Source organism: Pacificispira sp. (genome assembly GCF_965228185.1).
Taxonomy (GTDB): domain Bacteria; phylum Pseudomonadota; class Alphaproteobacteria; order UBA8366; family Aestuariispiraceae; genus Pacificispira.
In genome coordinates this window covers 56,906-79,786 of sequence record NZ_CBDDHE010000006.1, presented here as the reverse complement: position 1 = coordinate 79,786, position 22,881 = coordinate 56,906, and the positions used below count along the sequence as shown (strand labels likewise).

Below are 22,881 nucleotides of genomic sequence, written 5' to 3'. Positions count from 1 at the left end.
CGCCTACTCGGCCGCTTCGGGAAGGGCATAGATCCGGGCCGCTTCGCCCGGGGACAGAAGGCCTTCGGCAATATCGTTCTCGATGTCGCTGCGCGCACGTTCTCTCGGGTCGCCGTAGCCCCCGCCGCCGCCGCAGAAGACCTCGACAATGTCGCCCTTCTTGAGGTTCACAAGGTTCTTGGAGCCGACGATCACTTCCTCACCGCCCCGCAGAACGCGGCAATATCCCTTCGTGCCGTCACTGCCGCCGAACAGGCCGGAGGGGGCATATTTGTGATGGTCGGAATAGATCGCGAAGGTCGCGCCGTCCTTCAGGATTTCATAGCTGCGCAGGAAGCCGGCCCCGCCGCGATGGCGGCCGTGGCCGAAGGAATCCATGACCATGCTATAGGCCTTGACCCGGAAGAAGCTGTATCCCGTATCCAGGGATTCCACCGGCGTGTTGGCACAATTGGACAGCTGGTTGTCGATTGCATCGCACCCGTCCTGATCGACGCTGCCGCCGAATCCGCCGCCATAGGGTTCGATATGAACGGCAAAGCCGTTGTCGTCCTTGTGGGCCAGGCAGGCAATTGTGGTGCAGTCGAAGCCCATGGCCGTCACCTTTTCCGGTGCCGCCTTGGACAGGGCCTTCATGATCGCGTCATAGGCGCGATAGGCGGGTATCATGCGGGCGCGTACCGGGGCGGGCGGTTTCGGGTTCAGGATCGAACCATACGGCGCCCGGAAGGTGATCGGCCGGCGAAGGCCGGAATTGAACGGCACATCGGAACCCGTCAACGCAACCTTCACCGCCGACAGCGCGACCGATTGGGTTGAGGCGAAGGGGCAGTTGATGTTGCAGTTGACCTGCGGGTCGGTGCCTTCGAAATCAACGTCGATGCTGTCGCCCTTGACCGTGACCTTGGCCCGGATCCAAACCGGATCGTCCCCATCGAATGCCGCATCGTCGATGCAGTCCTCTCCGGTATAGACGCCGTCCGGCAGATCTTCGATCGCAGCGCGGACGCGGCGTTCGGTGTAGTTGAGCATCTCGTCCATGGTTTCCAGAACCGCGTCGACGCCATGCTTCGTGCACAATTCCTTCAGACGGCCGCCGCCCATGAAATTGGCCGCGAACTGGGCATTGAAATCGCCGATCGTCTGGGTCGGAACGCGGATGTTCGAGGCGATAAGCCGTTCGAAGTTACCGCCGTTCCAGTCGCGATCCATGTTGTATTTCGACGGCGGGATCAGGATCCCTTCCTGATAGACGTCGGATGCGTTCGGGTTCAGACCCGCGCTGCCGCCACCGAGGTCAAGATGGTGCGCAACGCTGGCTCCGAAACCGATCAATTTGCCTTCGAAGAACACCGGGTTGAAGATGAAGACGTCCTGCAGGTGCTGACCACCGTGATATGGGTGGTTGTTGATCAGGAAATCTCCTTCCTGCAGCGTCTCGGGCGGGAAGAGTTCCAGACAGGGCTGCACGATGGCGTCAATCGTGCCGAGTTGCATCGGGATCAGTTCCGCCTGGGCGATGGTTCGACCTTTTGCATCCAGCAGAGCGGCGGAGCCGTCCCGTGCCTCGCGCAGAATCGTCGAATAGGCGGAGCGGATCAGTTTTACACCCATCTCGCGGGCGGCCGCCTGGACGCCCTGGCTGATGACGGCGTAGTCGAGCGCGCTGATCTTCATGACTTAGATCCTCTTCATAATCAGATTGTTCGCATGATCGAGCTCGGCGCGCCAACCGACCGGGATGAACGTGGTCGCGGTACTGCCCTCGATGATGGTCGGGATGTCGATGGTGCCGGCATTCTTCACCGCCTCGCTGGCGATATGCTGGCAGGTGATCCAGTCGCCGCCTTCGAAAACGGGATGATCCGCCGGCGTGCGTGCGACGTCGCCGGTCGAATGCATGACGGGAACTTCCTCGACGGGATAGGTCGCCCCGACGCGGAAGGACACGATTTCCACCGGCCGGTTCGATCCGATGCCGTGATAGAACATCCGGTAGTGAGCCTCCTCGAAACCGTCACGGAAATCGTCGACGGTCAGCGCGTTCAGGCGGTCGCCCGGCAGTTCGACTCCCAGTTCGAAGGCCTGGCCCACGAAACGCATCTCGGCCGTATAGGTGAATTCAAGCCGGTCGCCGGAAAGTCCCATCTTCTGGAATTCCTCGACCAGTTCGGCTTTCAATTCTTCCAGGATCGCGGCGCCGTCCTTTGGCCCGGCATTCATCGGCATCTGCTGCGTCCGGCTGGCATATTTGACGAAATCGGAGGCGAGCAGACCGAAGGCCGAGATCACTCCGGCATTCGGCGGAATGCAGATTGTGGACACACCCAGCTCGTCGGCGATGGATGCCGCATGCAGCGGCCCTCCGCCTCCGAACGGCACCAGGACGTAATCGCGCGGATCGCGGCCGCGCTCCGTCGATACCAACTGAATCGCCCGAACGATGTTCGAGTTGACCAGTTTGACGACGCTTTCCGCAGCTTCCTCGATCGATATGCCGAAATGTTCGGCGATGCCGGTGAATGCGTTTCTCGCCGCTTCGACATCGATCTTCATTCGTCCGCCGAGGAAGGCCTCCGGGCGGACCGCGCCGCGCACGACCTGGGCATCGGTGACGGTCGGCAGTTCGCCGCCATGGCCATAGCAGGCGGGGCCGGGATCGGCGCCGGCGCTCTGCGGTCCGACCCGCAACATGCCGCCGTCATCGATCCAGGCGATGGAGCCGCCACCGCCGCCGACGGTCACGATATCCAGAACCGGCGTCATGACCGGCAGGCCGCCGATTTCCGTTTCCATGGTCAGGGCCGGTTGGCCGTCATTGACCAGACAGACATCCGTCGAGGTGCCGCCCATATCGAAGGTGATCAGGTTCTTGAAATTCGACTTCTCGACCTGACGCGCCGCGCCGACGACGCCGGCGGCAGGACCGGAGAACAAGGCAGTAATGGCGCTGCGCCGCATGGCAACCGCCGGAAGCCGGCCGCCATTGGACTGCATCACCGTCAGATGCCCTTTGAAGTCGGCTTCTGCGAGGCTCTTTTCGAACCGGCCCAGATAGCGGTCGATGACCGGCTGCACATAGGCTGACAGGCTGGTGGTCGACGCCCGCTCGTATTCACGGAAGATGCGGACGATCTCACTGGAACGGGTGACCAGCAGATCGGGCAGGGCCGCCTCGATCATTTCCACCAGCCGGTTTTCGTGGACCGGGTTGGCGTATCCGTTCAATAGGCAGACCGCAACGGCGCCGTAATTGCCTTCCTTGAGTTTCGGGATCAAGACCTCGCGGACGGCCTTCTCGTCTAGCGGTGTCGCGATGCTGCCATCGGCCAGCACCCGTTCGGACGCTTCGAAGCAGTCACGGCGGGCCATCACGGGCTCCGGCTTGCGATACTTGATGTCATAGATGCTGCGGCGGTCGTGACGCTGCAGGAATAGGATGTCCCGGAAGCCTTCGGTCGTCACGAACGCGACCTTGGCGCCTTTGCGCTCTAGCACGGCGTTGGTCGCGACAGTGGAACCGTGGGCCAGATCGGTGACGGATTCCAGAGAAAGCCCCGCGGCCTTGATTCCGTTCAAGGCGCCGATATCCGGGCTGTGCGGCGTGCTGGGGACCTTGGTGATGGTGATCCCGCCATTCCCTACGGCCACAAGGTCCGTAAAGGTTCCACCGACTTCAACACCTACGCGCATCGACAACATCCTTTCATACATTCGTGCAATTCGTTCCCAAGAGACATCGCCGTTCAGCGCATCATCGAAGGCAACCAGAGTGAGATCGCCGGGAAGGCGATGAGCAGTCCAAGCGTGACCAGGTCCGCGACGATGAACCAGGACACGCCGCGGAAAATCTGCGGCAGGGTAACCAGGTTGCCGAGCGACGATTTCATCACGAAGACGTTCAGCCCGACCGGCGGGGTCACCAGTCCGATTTCAAGCAACTTGATCAGAATCACGCCGAACCAGATGAGGCTGACATCCGCCTGGTGCAGCAGGGGCAGAATGATCGGCAGCGTCAGCAGCATGATGCCGATCGAATCGATGAAGCAACCCAGCAGGAGGAACAGCAGCGAAAGCTGCAGGATCAGCAGGATCTGGGAGTCCGAAGTCAGGAAGGACCCGGCCAGAAAATCCGGCACACCGGTCAACGCCATGAACCGCGCGAACAGCCCCGCGCCCACCGCAATGATGAAGATCGACGCCGTGCCTTCGACGGCCTGACGGGCCGCCGTCCATGCGCGCATCCAATTGAAGTTGCGCTGCACCAAGGCAATCAGAACCGTCAGCCCTGACCCTACCGCGCCCGCTTCCGTCGGCGTGAAGATTCCGGCGTAGATGCCGCCTAGGACCCCAACCACCAGCAGCGGCAAGGGCCAGATCTGGCGCAACGCCCAGATACGGTCGGCGGTACTCGGCTTTTCGACCATGTCCGGGGCCAGTTTCGGGTTCAGCTTCGCCCGGATGATGATCATCAGGCAGAACATGATCGCGGACAGGATTCCCGGAAGGATGCCGGCCGCAAAAAGTTTCCCGATCGAAACTTCCGCGAAGATACCGAAAATCACCATCAGAATGGACGGTGGGATAAGGGAGCCGAGCGTTCCGGCCGATGCGACGGCGCCCGTGGCGAGGCCGGGATTGTAGCCCAGTTTCAGCATTTCCGGCACGGCGATCCGGCTCATGGATGCCGATGTCGCGACCGACGACCCCGAGGCCGCGGCGAACATTGCACAGGCGGAAACGCTGGATACCGCGAGGCTGCCCGGAAGGCCTGCGAGCAGGATGCGCATGGCGCCGAACAAGGACGACGTCAGCTTCATCTCAGTGGCGAGAAATCCCATGAACATGAACATCGGAACAGCCGAAAGGGACCAGTCGCCGATGAATTCATAGGGCACATTGCTGAGCAGTCCGAAGGCGACATTGCCATTCGTGACGATCGCAACGCCAAAGAACGCCACCAGCGCCAATCCCACCCCGATCGGCACCCTGAGCGCGAGCAGCAGAAGCAGCACCGCGATGCCGACGAGGCCCATTTCGACCCGATCCATACCGTACATTCCCCATCCTGTGAGGTGGCCGAAACCTTGCCCTGCCACTCAACGAATTCCGTGCGTGATGCGTGACGCCCCTTGTTCACAAAAGCGGGAAAAAACGCGTCATAAGTGCATCTTTTGCACAGGAATTATTGTTACACTCGCTTTAGTCTCGTAAGAATGGTATGGGCCAAAAATGAATTTTGCAAACCGAGATTTCAAAAATGGCGAACGAAATGAAAGCTAACGAGTTGACCTCGTCAGACATCGATACTGTCCGTCGGCAGTTCGCTGCCGAGGTCGGAGACATGTCCGATCAATGGGTTGGCCAGCAGGTCCGGGACATTCGAAAAGCCAAGCGATTGTCCCTGAAACAGCTGTCCGAAGCGGCGGGTATTTCGATCGGACTCCTAAGTCAGATCGAGCGCGGCTCGTCCTCTCCTTCCCTGCGGTCGTTGCAGGCGATTTCCAAGGCCGTCGGAGTCTCGCCGGTCTGGTTTTTCAACGACGGCAAGATCCCACCGGCCGAGGAGCGTAAGGTCATTGTCCGCAGCGGTTCGGGACGAAAACTCGACCTGCCGCACAAGCGGCTGATGAAGGAACTGCTGACCCCCGACTTATCCGGCTCCCTTCAGATGCTGCTGGTGACAATTGAGGCCGGCGGCACGACGGGCGGGGATTCCTACTGGCACCCGGGCGAAGAATGCGGGTATGTGCTGCAGGGCGAAATGGAACTCTGGGTCGGGGAACAGCATTTCCATCTGCACAAGGGCGACTCCTTCCGCTTCAAGAGTGAACAGCCGCATAAGTCTTATAACCCCGGTAAGACCATCGCGCGCGTACTGTGGATTACCTCTCCACCCTTCTATTGAGCCTTCTCAGAAGCCGGTCTGAAAGAAAAAGGCGCTCACCCCGGTTTGGGGCGAGCGCCAATTTTCTTGGCCTGTGTAGACAGATCAGTTCATGCCGAATGTGGAGACATCGACTTTCTTGTAGATGTCTTCGACGAAGAGCTTGGTCAATGTATCCTTGTCCGTCATTTCGACGCCTTCCAACTTCTTCTCCCATTCCGCGACGATCGCCTTGAACGTGTCGATCAGGTCGACGGCCAGTTCCTCGCTGACGCCATACTGTTCCTGCGCCATGGAAACCAACGCCGCGGAGTCGCTGGCCACGAAGTTGACGTGCTTCTCCATCAGGGCCGGATCGACTTGGATGAATTCCATGCCATGTTCGGATTCACCCTGTTCGATCGCCTTTTGGGAATTGTCGAGATACATCAGCGCGGAACGAATGAAGGCCGCACCGGCTTCTTCGAGCAGAATAGCCCGCTGCTCGTCGGTACGATCCTGCCAGAACTCGATATTGTATGCCCACATCGGACCGGAGTAGTAGGATCCCAGCGGGATCATCGGCACGTATTTTGCCACGTCCCAATAGCTGCGCGACAGCAGGGAATCCAGTGGGTTCACACCGCAATCCAGCGTACCACGATCCAGACCGGTATAGATTTCGCTGGACGGGACATTGACGGACACCGCGCCCATGGCACTGGCCCAACGGTCCCAGATTCCACCCGGCATGCGCAGGCGCTTGCCTTCCAGGTCGGCCGCGTTCCGGATCGGCTTGTTGCAGATCAGGTAGTAGATCGGCGTGCCATAGCCGCCACCGAAGACAACACCGTTTTTCTTATATTCCTCGATCAGCGCCGGATGCGTGAACGACATGATCGTCGATGCCGCCGCCAGGGCGTAGAAGTTGTCGGTCAGGAAGGCCAGTTCCGAAATCAGGTTCGTGATCGGCAGGTCGGACGGGGTGTAAGTCCCCGCGTGGTAGGCGACCTGCGCGACGCCGTCCCCGGTTCCGCTCAAGGACGCCCGGCCGCCCAGCAGCACACCGCCCAGGAACACATCGAACGAGATATCACCGTCCGTGCGTTCCTTTACGCGCTCCGCGAAGTTTGTGTAGTTCTCGACGGAGAAGGGATGGCTCGCGTCGAGGAAGTTGTTCGCCGAAAAGGTCTCAGCCTGCGCGGTCGCCGCGCCGGAGGTAAGAGCGGCCACGGCCACTCCCAAGGCAATCTTCTTTAACATTCATTCTACTCCCCGTTCATTCATTCCGAAGTTTACGGACGCCGGGTCCTCCTCGAGTGGATGAATCCGGCGCTTTCGTCGCCCGATGAAAGGCTTCGAATTCAGGCGGTCGCCGCGCGGCCGCTGGATTCCTTGGATGCTTCGAGCGCCTTTGCGCGTCGGTAGAGCCACCAGCCATACGGCTTGGGCCATTCGGGTTCATAGGCTTCCAAACCGGCAAGGGCGACTTTGGCGTGAAGCCCCCAGTTCGGGTTGTTGAGTGCCTCGCGACCGATTGCGATCAGGTCCGCATCGCCGGACTCGACGATTTCATTGGCATGCTCTGGATCCATGATCAGGCCGACCGCCATGGTCGGCACATCCGCATCCTTTTTGATGCGGCTGGCGAAGGGAACCTGGTAGCCGGGCGCGCGTGGAATGATCAGGGGCGTCGTACGCCGGCCCAATCCACCGGATGAGCAATCGATGACATCGACGCCCCGCTCCTTCAACGCCTTCGACAGCGCGACACTGTCGTCCAGCGTCCAACCGCCCTCTGCATCGTCGATGCAGGATAGGCGATAGAAGAACGGCAGTTCGGCTGGCCATTCGGACCGGACGGCATCCGCGACTTCCAGCGCAAGGCGCATCCGACCGTCCAGATCGCCGCCATACTCGTCATCCCGTGCATTGGACAAGGGCGAGAGGAAGCAATGGATCAGATAGCCGTGCGCACCATGCATGTCCAAAACCTGGAAGCCCGCTTCCCGGACGCGGCGCGTCGCCGTGGCGTAGCTTTCGACAAGGCGCTTGATATCGTCGCGGCTGAGGGCCTTCGGTACCGGCCAACCCGGATTGGCCTCCAGTGCAGACGCGGACACGACCGGCCAAGGCTTCTCGCCACGTTCCTTGGCATCCTTGTCGCTCAGCGGTTCGAATCCGTGATAGGGTGGGGCAACGCTTGCCTTCCGCCCAGCGTGAATCAATTGTGTCGCCGGAACGGCGCCGGCATCCGAAATGCCCCCGACGAGGCGTTTCAAGCCCTCCAGATGATCGTCACTCCAGACACCCAGGTCATGATAGGTCACCCGCCCTTCCGGCTCGATGGCCAGGGCTTCGGTAAAGACGGTACCCGCCCCGCCGACGGCCATCTTGGTCAGATGCACAAAATGCCAGTCACGAACTTTTCCGTCCCGGCCGGCCATGTATTGCTGCATCGGAGAGATCACGATTCGATTGGGCAGCGTTATCGATCGCAGTGTCATTGAATTCAAAAGGGCGGCGTCCAAAACGGAAACTCCTCTCATACAAGTCCTACCAAACACACCGCGGCAAACCTGAAATCCGGGCTGTTTGGTGCCCGGGCCGTTGCAGCGGTATTGAAACTATCGCCTCAATATTTCAAACTGGCAAGGGTCGGCTTCAGAGGCCAGACAAACGGCAGCGTCGTTGACTCGCTGCGCGAACGGTGTTGGAGATAGGTCATGAATGATGGGGCAAGTGTGCGAGAGAGAGCGTTGAAGCGTTTGGAAACGCTGATAGAACTGCTGGCGCGGGTGGTACTCGTGTTCGGCACGATCTCGCTTGTTCTGATGGCGGTTCACGTCATTTTGGACATTCTTGGACGCTTGGCATTCAACAGTCCTGTGTACGGGACGACCGAAATCGTTTCCTTCTATTACATGGTCGGTGCGGTCTGCCTGCCGCTTGCCTATATCGAACTGCGGGACGAACACATCACCGTCGAAGTTATTTATCAGAAATTGCCGCTCGTCCTGCGGCGCGCGATCTTCGTTTTTGCCGCGCTTGCCACAGCCCTGTTCTTCGGCCTGTTCGCCTATCAATCCTGGCTGGACTCGGTCGACGCCATGGCCAGCCGCGAAATGGTCATGGGGGCGGCCCTGATCGAAATTTGGCCAAGCCGCTTCTTCATGCCGATTTCCTTTGGTTTGCTGGTCGTTGCCGCCCTGCTCAGAGCGGCGAAGGCCGTGCTGACGCCCGCTCTTGCGGAACCCCATCTGAAGGCCGCCGCCGAATAGGATATCGATCATGCAGCCGGATTTGCGTCCGCGGCGTCCCGTCGCGGTGCTGCTGGCCCTGTCCTGTGCGCGCTTCTGCATGGGGCTCCAGTTGCAGACCATCGCCTCCCTGACGCCGTTCCTGATGGACGATCTCGGCCTGGATTACAGCGAGATCGGCCTGCTGATCGGATTGTTTCTAGCCCCGGGTCTGGCGCTCGCCATCCCGGGCTCGATCCTGATGAAACGGTTCGGACATGTCCGTCCCGGAATTCTCGGTCTGGTCCTGATGGCCGCGGGATGTGCAGCCCTGCCGCTGGCTGACGACTTCCTTCCGGCAGCGCTTTGTCGGTTGGTTGCCGGCACCGGCGGTATCCTCCTGAACATCGCGTTTCTGCGCCTGACGGCACAACTGTTTCAAGGCGCCAGCATGAATACCGCCATATCCGTCGTACTGAGCTCCTGGCCGGTCGGTCTCGGACTGGGCGCCGTCGCCTATCCCCTTCTCGCGGAGATGGTCGGCTGGCAGTCGACATTGTGGATCGTGGCGGCGCTGACTGCGGCGGTCGCAATCGGCGTATCGTTGACAGTGCCCGACACACCCCGTCAAAGCCGGGGTTCCGGTGAGGCCGGGCTGTCACGTATTTCCAAGCAAAGCTGGAAAGTCTCACTTGCGCTTGGCTCGGCCTTTTCCTGTTTCACGGCCGGCGGGATCATCTACCTGAGTTTTGCGCCTGCGTTCTTTACCTCCCTCGACATGACCCATGCCGAGGCCAGTATCGCGGCCAGCATGATTGTTTGGTTGGGATTGATCGGCACCCCGCTTGGGGCCTGGATCGCCGATCGGTTCGATATGGCCCGCACAATGATGGTATCCGGCGCCTGTCTTTCCGCCTTCCTGATCATACCGATTGCGTTAGGCGGAAATCCGCTTTGGCTCAGCATTGTCCTCGGCATCATCTGGGGACTGCCGGGCGCGCCTTATACCGGCATGCTGCAGCGGGTTCTGCCGCCGACCGACCACGGCCTTGGATACGGCATCTACTTCTTTCTTTTCTACTGCGGCTTCTTCGGTTTTCCGGCCGTGGCCGGCTGGCTTCTGGAAGCCACCGGCGATCCCACCATGCCGATCTGGTTTTCGATGGCTCTGATGGCCGCCAGTGTGCCCCTGGTCGCTATCTTTTCGACGGCTGCAAGGACGCGTCGAAACCTATCGTCGACAGGTTGAAACCGTGCCGTCGTCTAGCGGCTGAAGCGACGGGGGTCGGGGCCTCGATCTAACCCGCTTGGGGCGATCCATTGTACGGACTGTGATCCACACCCCAGTTTGGCAGGAACTCGGGGGTGAAGGACACTCCGCATACGTGCCACATTGATAGACCCTTTTACGGTCAGCCGATGAATTGATACGTCCAGGTTTCCGATACGGCTTCGTCGCCGACATGGAGGTAGGCCCGCATTTCGACAGGATCCTGCCCCTCCGGATCGAGGTCGAACTGGGCGCGCCAGCGGTCCGTACCGGGGATCTTTTCCGTGAAGACGTAGGACACCGCCCCGCGCGACGTTGAGATCGCGGCCTTCACCGGATCGTCGGGCGACAAGTCAGCCAATGGGCCGCCCGCGAATTCGATCACGAATTTTTTGACACCTTCCGGCCTCTGAGTCCCGGGTTCGCCACCGCGTCCCATTCGGGTCGCAACGCACCGGGCCAGCCTGTCCGGCCAATCGGGTTGATTCGCCGTCCAGTGCATTCGGTAGCCGAACCGCAGTTCGCTGCCCTTGCCGACTGTCTCCTGAGGCACCCAGAAGGCGACGATATTGTCATGGATCTCGTCATCGGTCGGAATTTCGACAAGCTGCACCGAGCCCTTGCCCCAGCCGTCATGCGGTTCGATCCACAGGCTTGGCCGTCTTTCGTAATGCACGCCGTCCAGGAAGTTTTCGAAGTTCCGGTCGCGCTGCATCAGACCGAACCCCTTGATGTCGGAATCGAGGAAGCTGGAAACGATGGTCCGGGGCGGGTTGTTCAGGGGACGCCAGAGACGCTCGCCATTCCCGGTGAACAGGGCTAGTCCGTCGGAATCATGCACCTCCGGTCGCCAATCGTTCAATGCCGCATCGCCGTATTCGGCATACCAGAACATGGAGGTCAGCGGCGCGATGCCAAGTCGCTTCACCGGCTTGCGGAAATACAGGCGCTGGTCGACATCGACCGTCACGGCATCGTTGCGGGTCAGGTGAAAACGAAAGGCACCCGTCAGGCTGGGGCCGTCCAGCAAGGCATAGACCGTGACGGTACCGCCGTCGTTTGGTTCGAGGTAGAATTCCGTGAAGGCCGGAAACTCCTCCGGCCCGTCGACCGCCGTGTCGATCGCAATGCCGCGCGCCGACAGCCCGTATTGTCCCAACTCCCCAATGGCCCGGAAGTAGGACGCGCCCAGGAAGGCAATCCAGTCCTGGGTCTTCCAATCGTCCCGGCTTCGGTCTTCGTGCAGGCGGAACCCAGCGAATCCCGCATCGTCCGGCATGGATTGGGCCGGACTGTCCTGCGGCATCTCGAAATAGTCCTTCCGGTACAACAGCTCGGCGGCCATGCCGTCGGAAACGGCGAACATCTTCACCGGACGCTGAAAGTACATGCCGAGGTGGAAGAAGGTCGCCGGAAATTGTCCCGGCCCGTCCGTGAAATGGGCCTTTTCCGACGGATACCGGATCTTACCGTGGTGCTCGTAATTGAGGCTTTCGGTGATATCCGGCGCAGGTTTCGGGGGTGGGGCGAAGGGCTGTCCCGCGAGCCGCGCGGCGCGGCCGATCAGTTGATCGAACACGAAAGGACGCGCCTCCTCGAAGGTCAGACCACCGTTCGGCGCCGCTGCCTGTGCAGCGGCGGGAACGAGGCCCGGTGCCAGACCGCAGGCGGCCATGGTTTCCAGAAACCGTCTGCGGGAAAAGCCACTAGTCATGTCTGAAGGAATCCCCCGTACTAGGTCGAACAGTCGATCAGCCCTGATGCCCGCAACCGGGGCGGGCGGACAGCGTTGGCAGGGCGGTTTGGGGTCGCCGAAGCGGAACGGTCCTACTGGCCGTCCTGGCGCATCTCGATGATCTTCTCGGTCACACGCTCGCGCAGTTCCGTGTCGGTTTCGAGCTGACGCGTGATCGAATTGTATTCGTCTACCGTCAGATCCTCGGATTCGACGGCTTCCGTGATATGACTGCCGTAGAAACTGCGAAGCTTCTCGATCTCGGCATCCGACTTGGCTTCGTCGGCCTTGGACTTGTACTCGCGCACGATGTCCTGAACGTTCATATAGGCGACGACATAGCTTTGAACCTTGTCATCGGTGACGGCCTGGCCTTGCTGTGCAAAGGCTGCACCGGCGGTTAGAAACATCGCGGTCACGACGGTGGCGGCGGCGGTTCGTAGTTTCATGATATCGCTCCTTATCGCGTATGTTCCGCATCGGCCGTCGACGAGCGTCGGCCGGGTGTCTGATATCAAGGAAGACTGAATTGGGCCGCGAAAGTTCCAATCGGTCAGTGTGCCAGGGGCAGTTTGATCTCGATCCGAAGGCCGCCATCCGGTGCATTGTCCGCGTGAACGAAGCCATTCATCGCCGTCACATTGCGCCGTACGATCCAAAGGCCGATGCCGAAATTCGTACCGTTGGGCATGCCCGATCGGGTCGAGTAGTACCGGTCGAACAGGTGGGTCAGAACGTCGGGGTCGACACCGGGGCCCTGATCGGTAATCGCGATCGTCTGATAGCCGGGCTGAGTTTCCTTGCAAGCCACCAGAATGACACCGCCGGTCGGCGAAAAGTCCAGGGCGTTGCTGATCACGTTCTCCAGTGAGGTGGTCAGCAGATCCTCATTCGCCATGACATGGATTCCTGTCGGAATCACCGCATCTATCCGTATATCCCGCGCCGAGGCGACGGGGCGATACTGTTCCAAAACGTCGGAAAGAATCCGATCGACATCCAGTGCGACCATGGGCTCGTCAATTGCAGCCGGTGTCGTCTCGTCCATCTGGCGGGCGGCGGAAATCAGTCCATCCAGTTTCAGGATCGACTGCTCGATGCGCGACAGGCTGCGCGCCGCCGGACCGTCCTGGTCGACGACATAGTTCCGGAACGGCTCGATCGACTGCGAAATCACCGCCAGCGGCGCCTTCAGGGCGTGGGCATTCTCCTCCGCCGCCTGACGGATCTGACTTTCGGACCGTCGCAGAGCGGAAACCAGCCGGTCGAAACGGCCGGCAACCTCGGACAATTCGGGGATCAGGTTCCGGTCCTGGAACGAGACGGCGGTATCGCGGCCGCGCAGGATATCCGCGATCGCGCCATCGAACCGGCGCAGATTGTTCCGAAGGGACAGAAAGACGGACAGGATGAGGCAAGCCATCGCCGCGTAGATGGCCGCCGCGATCTGGATTTCTTCGCGGCGCCAGTATTCGCTGTCTTCCGTGGTGCCCAGAATGGCCGCGCGATCAGTCGAAGATATGACGACCCAGCAGCCGCTTGCGCTGCGTCGGGTACCGAAATAGGTCAGGATCTGCCGCGACCCGTCCGGCCGGTCCTGTCGCAGGGAAAGCGGGCGCCGGCGGTCGCAGGCTTCGGACACGTCGTTCAGCAATCCGGTACTGCGCAGTTCCTTTAACTCGGCGTTGATCCGCGCAGGGTTGATCCGCGGATGACGGGCGACGAACAGGAACGCGTCTCCATTGGATGTGTCCACCGGTCGGAAAAAGACCGCGACCATGCTGTCCTCCGGCGTCAGTTCGGCCAGACGGAACTGAAGGTTCTCCGCGACCTCGGGCGAAAATTGCTCGAGGTCCGGGAAAAGAGAATTGGCGACAATCCGGCCCTCCTGCTGAACCGAGCGGAGCACCAGTTGGTTCTTCTGATTGTCCGCCTCTTCGAGCGGGATGTAGACCAGGACGGGCACCGCGCCGAGCACGACGCAGATGATCGCAAGCTTGATCGAAAGCGAGCGGAATATTTTGCTGCCCGAGGCCTTCATCCGGCACTTACCGCGGCGCCTGCCACCTGTAGCCGAAGCCGGCGTAGTTTTCGATATGGTCAAAGTTCGAGTCCAGGGACCGGAACTTTTGCCGGATCCGTTTGATCAGGGAACGAACATTGGCACGGTATCCGTTCTCGCCGTCCCCGGCGATGAAGCCGTAACCGTGGACCACGTCGTAGATGCGGCGGTAGGGCAGGTCCGTGCCGGGCTTGCTGGCGAGCGCCTTGACGATGCCGAATTCCGACAGGGTCAGATAGACCTGCTCCCCGTTCCAATAGGCGCGGTGGGATTCGAGATCGAGATGCAGCGGGCCGACGGTCAGGGTCGTGTCTTCCGTTTCCGGCTCGGCGGGGACATTGTTCGGCTGGCTCGTGAACGGCGCCAATTCGATCCGTCGGACGATGATTGAGAAGCTTCGGGACTTTTCGACGAAATCCACTGCCCCGCCCAGCAGGGCCGCTTCTTCGTAGATCTGATCGCTCAGGACCGTCAGGAAAATCACCGGCATGTTCGGGGCGATTTTTCGGACATTGCCCAGGACCTCGATGCCGTTCATGCGCGGCATCTTCCAATCCAGCAGGATCAAATGGATGTCGTGCGGCTGGTTCAGGCGTTCGAGAAACGCCTCGCCGTCGGAGAATTCTTCGACCTGATAACCACGGCCGACGAGATTCTGGGCGAGCGATTCCCGGAACAGCGGGTCGTCGTCGACGATCGCCAGATTGCGGCAGGTGTTCGGGGCAATGGAATCCACTGTTTCAGCTCTTAGCATTGGCCAGACTCCCATAGCAGTTTTCCGTCTCCGTTTCGGGGGATATGTCGAGGGTCAGCACGCGGTAGGTATTCGCGGCGATGTCGAGATAGAAAAAAATTTCCATGGCGCAGACATTCGAAACATACTTCCAGACATGGCCCGGATATTTCGGAATGACGTCGTTCGGCGGTCCGAACTGCGCCCGAACGTCTGCTTCGCTTTCACCAATGATGGTTTTGGCAACAACCTTCTCGACCTCTTTCTCGGTGCCCTTGATGGCTTCCGGGCCGGCGGTCGTCACATTGGTCTCTGGTTCCAACCGCCTCGGGGGTTCCGGCGGCCTTTCCGGATAGGGCAGTGATGAGACGCTCGCTCCGTCCGTCGGCGGTTCGGTTACCTGAGCCGGGGCGGTCGGCGCGGTATCCGGTGCGCGCTCCCCGGTCGGGGTCGTACATCCGATCAAAATCAGCATGCCCATCGTCAATATCGTCTTTCTTATCGGCAATGCGCGGCTGTTCCTCTCGTTTGCAAAGGCGGCAAAACCCAAAATTCGGTGTCCAACCAGTATAGGACGCGCCGAGGCACACCCGATTGGCGGGCCTCGACCTAGCCTCCCTTGCATCCGGTGTGCCGGATCGCCGCCGGCTTCTGTCGCACGCCGGCCTTACTACTAAAACGTGGTTGGACCGAAAAAGTTCCAAACTTTGTCACGGCTTGGGTATCATGTTACCCGACAAAGGAAGTATTGCAATCCTATGGTTTCAAATACATTGCGTGCATTGGTGTGCGGTGGCTTTTACATCAATTATAGTTAAATGCTGTCAAAGTCGGTGTTAATCTTATTCTTTGAATGCGTCTCGAAGAAGGCCGGTGCGCTATAACGTTATTTGAAGTATCGGGAAAAGCGGGTAAGTAGGGAACATCGTCCAGGCAATCGCGTCTCACTTGCGACAATGTCCGGTCGATGCGTTCACGGTCGCCGGATCCACACCGATTTATGGGGGACTGCTTTGCGGCGCTTGGATTTGACGGGTTCGATGATTGCAGGCGTTCTGAGCGCCGGCGTCTCGCTGGGCGGATTGTCATCGATTTGCGCGGCGCAAACGGTCGCCCAAGCTGTCCCGGAAGCGCCGGCTGACGCGGGCGACGCTCTTTATGACGGCCCTAAGCGCGGTGAAACCGTTCGCGAGCGCAGCAGACCCGGTTACGACCCGGTCGGCATTCGTATGGGATCCTTCTTCTTGTTCCCGGAGATCGGGATCGAAGAATTCTACCGCGACAACATTTTCTATTCGGATGCCGGGAAGGAATCCGACTTCGTGACGGTTGTCGAGCCGCGCGCCAGCCTGAAATCCAACTGGGACAATCACAGCCTGCAGTTCCAGGGCGGGGTCGAGGCCGGGCGATACCTGGACAATACCAGTGAGAATTACGTCGACTGGGATTTCAGCGCGGATGGGCGGATCGATATCCAGCGCGGCTTCGCGCTGACCGGCGGCAGTTGGGTGGAGCGAAACCACGAGGACCGGCGCTCCGTCGACCAGGTCGGGGCGGGCGAACCCGTGACCTTTTATGCCTACGGTTTGCAGGCCGGTGCGGTGAAGCGGTTCAACCGGTTGTATGTCAGGGCCGACCTGGCATCCGAATGGTTCGCCTATGACAATGTCGATGCAGCGGGGGGCGGCAGTTTCCGTTCGTCCGACCGTGACCGTCGCGTCCTGGAAGGCAGCGTTCGAAGCGGATATTCGGTTTCGGAGCGTCTGGAGCCGTTCGTGGAACTGGCCGTGAACGACCGGTCCTACGATCAGCGCGTCGACGACAACGGGTTCGAAAGGGATTCCCAGGGTTGGGAGGCCACTGTCGGCACCGCGTTCGATTTGACCGGGGTCACCTTCGGCGAAGTCTATGCCGGCTATCTGTCCCAGGATTACGACAGGGACGGGTTTGATACGATCACCGGCTTCAGCTTCGGCGGTGCGCTGACCTGGAATCCGACCGGGCTGACCACCGTGACCGCAGAGGCCGCGCGGACCGTCGAGGAGACGACGCTGTCCGGGGCTTCCGGCGCCTTGGCTTCGGCGATCGATCTGCGGGTGGATCACGAGCTCCGCCGCAATGTCATTCTGTTCGGCACCGTCGGCTACACCACAATCGAATATCAGGACATCAGTCGTGACGACGATCTGGTCAGTGCCGGACTGGGTGTGACCTATCTGGCCAATGAGTTTCTGAAACTCGATATGTCCTACTCGAATGCCCATCGGGATTCGACGGCGAATGGCTCTGACTACAATACGCAAACCGTGCGTTTCCGGGTGACCGGCCGGCTGTGAGGCGCCCCGCCTAACACGGCTACGGGATTGTCACACCATTGCCCTGGCAAGGTTGGAATTCTCTTCGGGTGACTTCGTCTTAACGGACAGTCCGGCCTGACAGGATCCTTTGATCCTTGGGCCAGGAACTTTCGCATGGACTGCCGTCGGCGTCGCCGCCGCGGTCGTGCATGCGGCGTTTTCGATGCCGATCCATCCGTTCACCAGGGAGTGCCGACATGAACACGATTGTTCGAGACGACCCCACCATGATTGAGGCCGTCGAGGCGCGCCAGGCGACTGTCTATCCTGTCATCCTCTGCGGTGGCAGCGGCAAGCGCCTTTGGCCGGTTTCCCGGCACGACTGCCCCAAGCAGTTTCAGCGCATCACCTCCCGGCACAGCCTGATTCAGGAGACCGTGCTGCGTGCCCGCGACGTACTGGGCCTCGGTGCGCCGATCATTCTCTGCAACGAGGAGCACCGGTTCCTGGTTTCCGATCATATGAAAGAGGTCGGGATTGAGCCGCTGGCAATCGTCTGCGAACCGGTATCGCGCAATACCGGAGCCGCCATGGCTGCGGCTGCCGCGATCCTCAAGGAGCAGGATCCCAACGGGGTGATGCTGGCGATGCCGTCCGATCATTTCATCGGCAACGGTCCCGCCTTTCGGGAAGCCTTCGAGCGTGCCCGGATGGCGGCGGATTGCGGCTTTCTCGTGACATTCGGGATCGAGCCGACCCGCCCCGAAACAGGGTATGGATATATCGAGCAGGGCGGCAGCATTTCCGGCGCGCCGCATGTTTCCTCGATTGCCCGTTTCGTCGAAAAGCCGACCGCCGTCGAGGCGGAAGAGCTGCTGTCCCAGGGCGGATATCTGTGGAACAGCGGCATGTTCGTCCTGCCGGTTTCCGTCTTGCTGAAGGAGTTCGAACACCTGGCGCCGGAAATTCACGCGGCGAGCCTCGAAGCCGTCGAGAAGGCCACATCGGTGGATGGGGGCATCACGCTCTCGCGTTCGGCCTTCTCGAAAGCACCCGATCTGTCGATCGATGTCGCCATCATGGAACCCACCCAGAAGGCCGCCGTGGTCCGCGCCGACATCGATTGGAGCGATATCGGCACCTGGCCCGCGGTGCGGCGCATGCGGGCGCCGGACGCGGACGGCAATGTCATCGAAGGCAATGCGGTGACCGAGGATGTCAGCAACTGTCTGATCCAGGCCAATGGGCGTCTGATTGCGGCTGTCGGTCTGCAGGATCTGGTGATCGTGGATACCGAGGACGCGACGCTGATCAGTGCCGCGGACCGGACCGTCAGCGTCGACCGGCTGGTGGGCAAGATGCGCCTTTCCGGCCTCAGTGCTGCCGACAATCACGTTCAGGTCATCCGCCCCTGGGGCACCTTTCAAACCGTGGAGCAGGGCGACGGTTTCCAGGTCAAGCATATCGTCGTGAAACCGGGACAGGAATTGAGCCTTCAGATGCATCATCACCGGGCGGAACACTGGATCGTTGTCGGGGGAACCGGACGCATCACCCGGGACGGCGTATCCGAACTGATGCACGAGAACCAGGCGATCCACATTCCGCTTGGCGCGACGCATCGGCTGGAGAACCCGGGCAAGATCCCCTTGCACCTGATCGAGGTGCAGGTCGGTTCCTATCTGGGCGAAGACGACATCGTTCGTTTCGACGACCGCTACGGAAGGGCCTGACATATGGTGGACCGGATCCTGGTCGTCGGCGGTGCCGGCTTCATCGGCAGTCATGTCTGCAAGGCGCTCGCCGCATCGGATTTCTTGCCTGTCGTCTTCGACAACCTATCCGGCGGGCGGCGCGATGCCGTTCGCTGGGGGCCGCTTTACGAGGGGGACATGCGGGACCCCGATGCCCTGGACCGCGCCTTCAAGAGGCACGATCCGTCGGCGGTGATCCATCTGGCCGGCCATATCGCCGCCGGCGAGTCCGTCGTCGACCCGCAAAAATACTATGATGCGAATGTCGGCGGGTTCCTGTCCCTGTTGGACGCAATCCGCCGGCACGGCGTGCGGTCGATCGTTTTCTCGTCCAGTGCCGCCGTATACGGCGACGCGGCCGACATGCCGATCCGGGAAAACGCCCCGATGAGTCCGACCAATCCCTACGGTTGGACCAAGGCGATGTCCGAGATCATGCTGCAGAACTATGCGGTCTACGGTCTCAACTCTGTTTCGCTGCGCTACTTCAATGCGGCGGGCGCGGATCCCGACGGCGAGATCGGGGAGTTGCACGATCCGGAAACCCATTTGATCCCGCTGATCCTGGAGGTGGCAGCCGGTCTGCGCCCGCATATCGACGTCTTCGGCACGGATCATCCGACGCCGGACGGGACTTGCATTCGGGATTACGTCCATGTCGAGGACCTGGCCAGTGCCCATGTCCTGGCTCTGCGGGCGTTGCTGGAAGGCCGAGTGCACGGTGCCGCCGCGTACAATCTGGGCAATGGGCAGGGCTACAGCGTTTTTGAAGTCATTGCCGCGGTAGAGGCCGTGACCGGGGTTCGAATTCCGACGCGCCACGGCCCGGCGCGCGCGGGCGACCCGCCGCGGCTCGTTGCGGATTCCAGCGAGGCGGAGCGCGTGCTGAACTGGCGCCAGGACCATGCCGATCTGGCGTCCCAGATCGCCCACGCCTGGGCTTTCCTGCGCACGCATCGTTTCGAACACTTAAGATCCGTCAGCTGACGGAATGGAGGAGCCATGCGCAATTCCAATATCATCAACTCCGTCACGGCTCGCTGCCGCGCCTTCGGCAAGGCGGTGCTGGTCGCGGTTCTAGGCGCCGGCTTGCTGTCGGCCTGCGCATCCGGACCCGCGCCGACCGCGATGGCGCCGGACGAAACTGCCTACGAATACCGGCTCGGGCCGGGCGACCTGGTGGCCGTGAACGTGTTCGGCGACGAAACCCTGAGCGGCGAGCAGAGCCTGGACGGCAATGGTGCGCTGTCCATGCCGTTGATCGGGGAAGTGGATGCCGCCGGCCAGACACCCTTGGAACTGCAACAAACCCTGCAAGCCGAATTCAGCGAGTTCATGCAAACGCCGAATGTGACGGTGCGGGTGGTGGAGTACCGACCCTTCTACATCGTCGGCGAGGTGCGGAAACCGGGCAGCTATTCCTATGTCGACGGCATGACGGTGGTAAACGCCGTCGCCCTGGCCGGGGGGTATACCTACCGGGCATCGAAGGACGGTTTCATCGTCCAGCGCGAGCAGGAAAACCTGCTGGCACGCGATCTGACCCCGGTACGACCCGGTGATGTGATCACTGTTCGGGAGCGTTACTTCTGATGCATCCGATCGAACCCGACCGAAGCCTGAGACACCATCCCGACCAACCGGTCGGCCCGCCACAAATGCCATATCTTGTGGCCTATCCACCAATGGATCCGGAGCCGGAGCCGCAGGACGGTGGTTGGGACCTGTTGGTCAAGCTGTGGCGGCGGAAGCTTTTGATTCTGGGCGTGGTTTGCGTCTGCGGCGGTGTGGCGGTCCTGGCCGGGCAGAGCCTGGCACCCCGCTATGAGGCGACCGCGGAAGTCTTGGTAGGCGGATTGCGGCCGGAGGTTTCGCGCAATTCCGCGGAACTGGCGCAGACCAATATGGATGCAGATGCGATCCGAACCGAGGGGCACGTCATCGCGTCCAGAACCCTGGCCGGACAGGTCTCCAAATCGCTCGCGCTGAACAGCCATCCGGAATTCAATCCGTCGCTGAGGCAGGAGGAAACTCTGGCTGAGAAGCTTGGGATCGCGGCGGTGAAGGACTCTCTCGGCAAGGCTGTTGGCGCGCTCTTCGCCATGTTCGGCGGGACGGAGACAGAGACCGATGAGGCGGGGCAGTCCGAGAAGCGACAGCCGGTCGTCGATCAGGAATCGCGCATCGTCTCCAAGCTTCTGTCCGGATTGACGGTGGAGCCGATGGCCCGCAGCCATGTCCTCAACATCACTGCGGCCGCCGGTGATCCGGAACTCGCTGCCAAGATCGCAAATCGCTTTGCCGAAGAGTATGTCGTCCACCGCCTGCATGAACAGGAGGGCGCCATCCGGCGAGCCAATGGTTGGCTTGACGAGCGTCTGACCAGTCTTCAGACGCAGTTGAACGAGGCCGAGGCTGCGGTCGAAATCTACCGAAGAGAAAACAACTTATTCTCGGTGCGCTCCGAAACGGTGGTCGGGCAGCAGATGGCGGAGCTGAACAGCCGCCTGGTCGAAGCACGGTCGAACCTGGCCGAGGCAGAAGCCAAACTGACCCATGCAGAAGCCACGGCCGGGTCTGCCGGCGACGCGGAATCAATCCCGTCGGTGCTGCAATCGCCGCTAATCATTTCGCTGCGGACCGAGAAATCCGGCCTGGAACGGAAGATCGCGGAGCTGCGCGCGGAATATACCGACAAGCATCCGACCATGGTCGCCATGCTGGCGCAGCTCTCCGACATCGAACAGGGCATTGCGACGGAGATCGAACGCATCATAGCGAGCCTGCGGCAGGAGGCGGATATCGCCCGGCAGCGGCTGGACCGTGTCGAAGCCCGGATGGGCGAGGTCGAAACGCGGATGGGCGCGTCGAATGCCCAGACGGTCGAGTTGCGCCAGTTGGAGCGTGAGGCCGAAGCCACGCGGGCGATGTATGAGAGCCTGCTGATGCGGTCGAAGGAAACCGCATTTCAGGCTGGCATTCTGGAGCCGGGCGCGAAAATCCTGTCCGCTGCCGTGGTGCCGGGCTCCGCTTCGTTCCCGCCCAAGAAATTGCTGCTGGTCGTCGGCATGCTGGCCGGCGCGGTGATCGGTATCGTGCTGGCTTTGATTATCGAGAAATTGGACAATACCTTCCGGACCCCCGAGGATCTGGAGGATCATACAAGCATCCCGAACCTGGCCGTCCTGCCGCGCACGGCGCGTCGCTGGTCGGGACGCTGCGACGAGGTCGTGCGCCGTCCTCTGTCCCCCTATACCGACGCGTTGCGTATGATCTGGGCGCAATTGTCTCTGGAGAACCGGAAGGGCGATCTGCCCGGCGTGACCTTGTTCACCTCGGCGGCGGCGGGCGAAGGGAAGTCGCATACGAGTTGCAGCTACGCCCGCCTGATGGCGGCGGAAGGCAAGAAGGTGGTGCTGGTCGATCTCGATTGGCGGCAACCGACCCAACACCGGCTGTTCGGCGAGAAGTTCCGCAGGACGGATATGGTCAATTTGCTGAGCGGGGATGTATCGCCTGAGGAAGCGGTCTTCGTCGACCGGCAGACCGGTTTGCACGTCATCTTCAACGGCAGACTTGGTAAATCTCAGGGTCGGGCCGTGCAACTGGACCGGATCCTGGCGCTGTTGCGCACCCTGTCGAACTACTACGACGTCGTTGTGGTCGATACCTCGCCGCTGCAAGTGACGCCCATGGTGCTCCATCTCGCACGTGCCGCGGACCGGGTGGTCATGTGCGTCAAATGGGGCAGTACCCGCCGCCAGGCCGTTGTCGGCGAGGTGCGGAATCTGCTGCGCGTCGGTGTCCATGTTTCCGGGACGGTGATCACCCAGGTGGAGCCCAAGAAGTACCGTCGGTACAGCGAGGGTTCGTCCTATTACGCGCGGACCTCTCCGGTCATGCGAAGCGCGGCATAAGAAGAGAC

Annotated in this window: 18 protein-coding genes; 8 read left to right on the top strand and 10 right to left on the bottom strand. The window is 61.0% G+C overall.

Going from position 1 to position 22,881, the window contains the following annotated elements; all coding sequences use genetic code 11:
• Positions 1 to 3: 3 nt before the first annotated feature.
• Genes ACO06O_RS11140 through ACO06O_RS11130 form a run of 3 tightly spaced genes read right to left on the bottom strand, consistent with a single transcriptional unit; the run spans position 4 to position 5,051 of the window.
• Positions 4 to 1,677 (bottom strand): hydantoinase B/oxoprolinase family protein, encoded by a 1,674-nt coding sequence (locus ACO06O_RS11140; RefSeq protein ID WP_421879619.1) that lies wholly within the window; start codon positions 1,675 to 1,677, stop codon positions 4 to 6.
• A 3-nt stretch (positions 1,678 to 1,680) separates the two neighbouring features.
• On the bottom strand, positions 1,681 to 3,693 hold the full coding sequence (locus ACO06O_RS11135; RefSeq protein WP_421879616.1) for a hydantoinase/oxoprolinase family protein: 2,013 nt from the start codon (positions 3,691 to 3,693) through the stop codon (positions 1,681 to 1,683).
• A gap of 53 nt (positions 3,694 to 3,746) precedes the next feature.
• Positions 3,747 to 5,051, bottom strand: coding sequence for a TRAP transporter large permease (locus ACO06O_RS11130; RefSeq protein ID WP_421879613.1), 1,305 nt, complete (start codon positions 5,049 to 5,051; stop codon positions 3,747 to 3,749).
• Positions 5,052 to 5,260: 209 nt separating this feature from the next.
• On the opposite strand from ACO06O_RS11130, the gene ACO06O_RS11125 reads away from it, so the two are divergent.
• Complete coding sequence (locus tag ACO06O_RS11125; protein ID WP_421879610.1) at positions 5,261 to 5,908, top strand: cupin domain-containing protein; 648 nt, start codon at positions 5,261 to 5,263, stop codon at positions 5,906 to 5,908.
• Positions 5,909 to 5,992: 84 nt separating this feature from the next.
• On the opposite strand, the gene ACO06O_RS11120 is transcribed toward ACO06O_RS11125, so the two are convergent.
• Together ACO06O_RS11120 and ACO06O_RS11115 are read right to left on the bottom strand one after the other, a co-directional pair.
• Positions 5,993 to 7,129 (bottom strand): C4-dicarboxylate TRAP transporter substrate-binding protein, encoded by a 1,137-nt coding sequence (locus ACO06O_RS11120; protein ID WP_421879606.1) that lies wholly within the window; start codon positions 7,127 to 7,129, stop codon positions 5,993 to 5,995.
• Positions 7,130 to 7,230: 101 nt separating this feature from the next.
• Positions 7,231 to 8,373, bottom strand: coding sequence for an NADH:flavin oxidoreductase/NADH oxidase (locus ACO06O_RS11115; RefSeq protein ID WP_421879603.1), 1,143 nt, complete (start codon positions 8,371 to 8,373; stop codon positions 7,231 to 7,233).
• Positions 8,374 to 8,592: 219 nt separating this feature from the next.
• Between ACO06O_RS11115 and ACO06O_RS11110 the strand changes: the two genes are divergently transcribed.
• Together ACO06O_RS11110 and ACO06O_RS11105 are read left to right on the top strand one after the other, a co-directional pair.
• A complete protein-coding gene (locus ACO06O_RS11110) occupies positions 8,593 to 9,147 on the top strand; it encodes a TRAP transporter small permease subunit (RefSeq protein ID WP_421879600.1) in 555 nt (184 codons plus the stop codon).
• A gap of 10 nt (positions 9,148 to 9,157) precedes the next feature.
• Positions 9,158 to 10,354, top strand: a complete 1,197-nt coding sequence (locus ACO06O_RS11105) for an MFS transporter (RefSeq protein ID WP_421879597.1) — start codon at positions 9,158 to 9,160, stop codon at positions 10,352 to 10,354.
• A gap of 163 nt (positions 10,355 to 10,517) precedes the next feature.
• Here the strand turns inward: ACO06O_RS11105 and ACO06O_RS11100 are convergent, their stop codons facing one another.
• The 5 genes from ACO06O_RS11100 to ACO06O_RS11080 all read right to left on the bottom strand — a co-directional run bounded on the left by ACO06O_RS11100 (position 10,518) and on the right by ACO06O_RS11080 (position 15,380).
• Positions 10,518 to 12,089, bottom strand: coding sequence for a glucan biosynthesis protein (locus tag ACO06O_RS11100; RefSeq protein WP_421879594.1), 1,572 nt, complete (start codon positions 12,087 to 12,089; stop codon positions 10,518 to 10,520).
• Between the two features lie 113 nt (positions 12,090 to 12,202).
• Positions 12,203 to 12,559 (bottom strand): DUF4168 domain-containing protein, encoded by a 357-nt coding sequence (locus ACO06O_RS11095; RefSeq protein ID WP_421879591.1) that lies wholly within the window; start codon positions 12,557 to 12,559, stop codon positions 12,203 to 12,205.
• 104 nt (positions 12,560 to 12,663) lie between these two features.
• On the bottom strand, positions 12,664 to 14,151 hold the full coding sequence (locus ACO06O_RS11090) for a sensor histidine kinase (protein WP_421879589.1): 1,488 nt from the start codon (positions 14,149 to 14,151) through the stop codon (positions 12,664 to 12,666).
• 7 nt (positions 14,152 to 14,158) lie between these two features.
• Positions 14,159 to 14,908, bottom strand: coding sequence for a response regulator transcription factor (locus ACO06O_RS11085; RefSeq protein WP_421879586.1), 750 nt, complete (start codon positions 14,906 to 14,908; stop codon positions 14,159 to 14,161).
• Positions 14,909 to 14,912: 4 nt separating this feature from the next.
• Positions 14,913 to 15,380 (bottom strand): hypothetical protein, encoded by a 468-nt coding sequence (locus tag ACO06O_RS11080; protein ID WP_421879584.1) that lies wholly within the window; start codon positions 15,378 to 15,380, stop codon positions 14,913 to 14,915.
• Between the two features lie 565 nt (positions 15,381 to 15,945).
• Here ACO06O_RS11080 and ACO06O_RS11075 point away from each other — a divergent pair.
• The 5 genes from ACO06O_RS11075 to ACO06O_RS11055 all read left to right on the top strand — a co-directional run bounded on the left by ACO06O_RS11075 (position 15,946) and on the right by ACO06O_RS11055 (position 22,873).
• Positions 15,946 to 17,241, top strand: a complete 1,296-nt coding sequence (locus tag ACO06O_RS11075) for an outer membrane beta-barrel protein (protein ID WP_421879582.1) — start codon at positions 15,946 to 15,948, stop codon at positions 17,239 to 17,241.
• Positions 17,242 to 17,459: 218 nt separating this feature from the next.
• Positions 17,460 to 18,935, top strand: coding sequence for a mannose-1-phosphate guanylyltransferase/mannose-6-phosphate isomerase (locus ACO06O_RS11070; RefSeq protein WP_421879578.1), 1,476 nt, complete (start codon positions 17,460 to 17,462; stop codon positions 18,933 to 18,935).
• A gap of 3 nt (positions 18,936 to 18,938) precedes the next feature.
• Positions 18,939 to 19,943 carry a UDP-glucose 4-epimerase GalE gene (gene galE / locus ACO06O_RS11065; RefSeq protein WP_421879576.1) on the top strand — a complete coding sequence of 335 codons (1,005 nt, stop codon included), beginning with the start codon at positions 18,939 to 18,941 and terminating at the stop codon, positions 19,941 to 19,943.
• A gap of 15 nt (positions 19,944 to 19,958) precedes the next feature.
• Entirely contained in the window at positions 19,959 to 20,549 is a 591-nt protein-coding gene (locus tag ACO06O_RS11060; protein WP_421879574.1) for a polysaccharide biosynthesis/export family protein, read from the top strand.
• A complete protein-coding gene (locus ACO06O_RS11055; protein ID WP_421879571.1) occupies positions 20,549 to 22,873 on the top strand; it encodes a GumC family protein in 2,325 nt (774 codons plus the stop codon). The genes ACO06O_RS11060 and ACO06O_RS11055 overlap by 1 nt, the downstream gene beginning before the upstream one ends.
• The last annotated feature ends 8 nt before the right edge of the window (positions 22,874 to 22,881 follow it).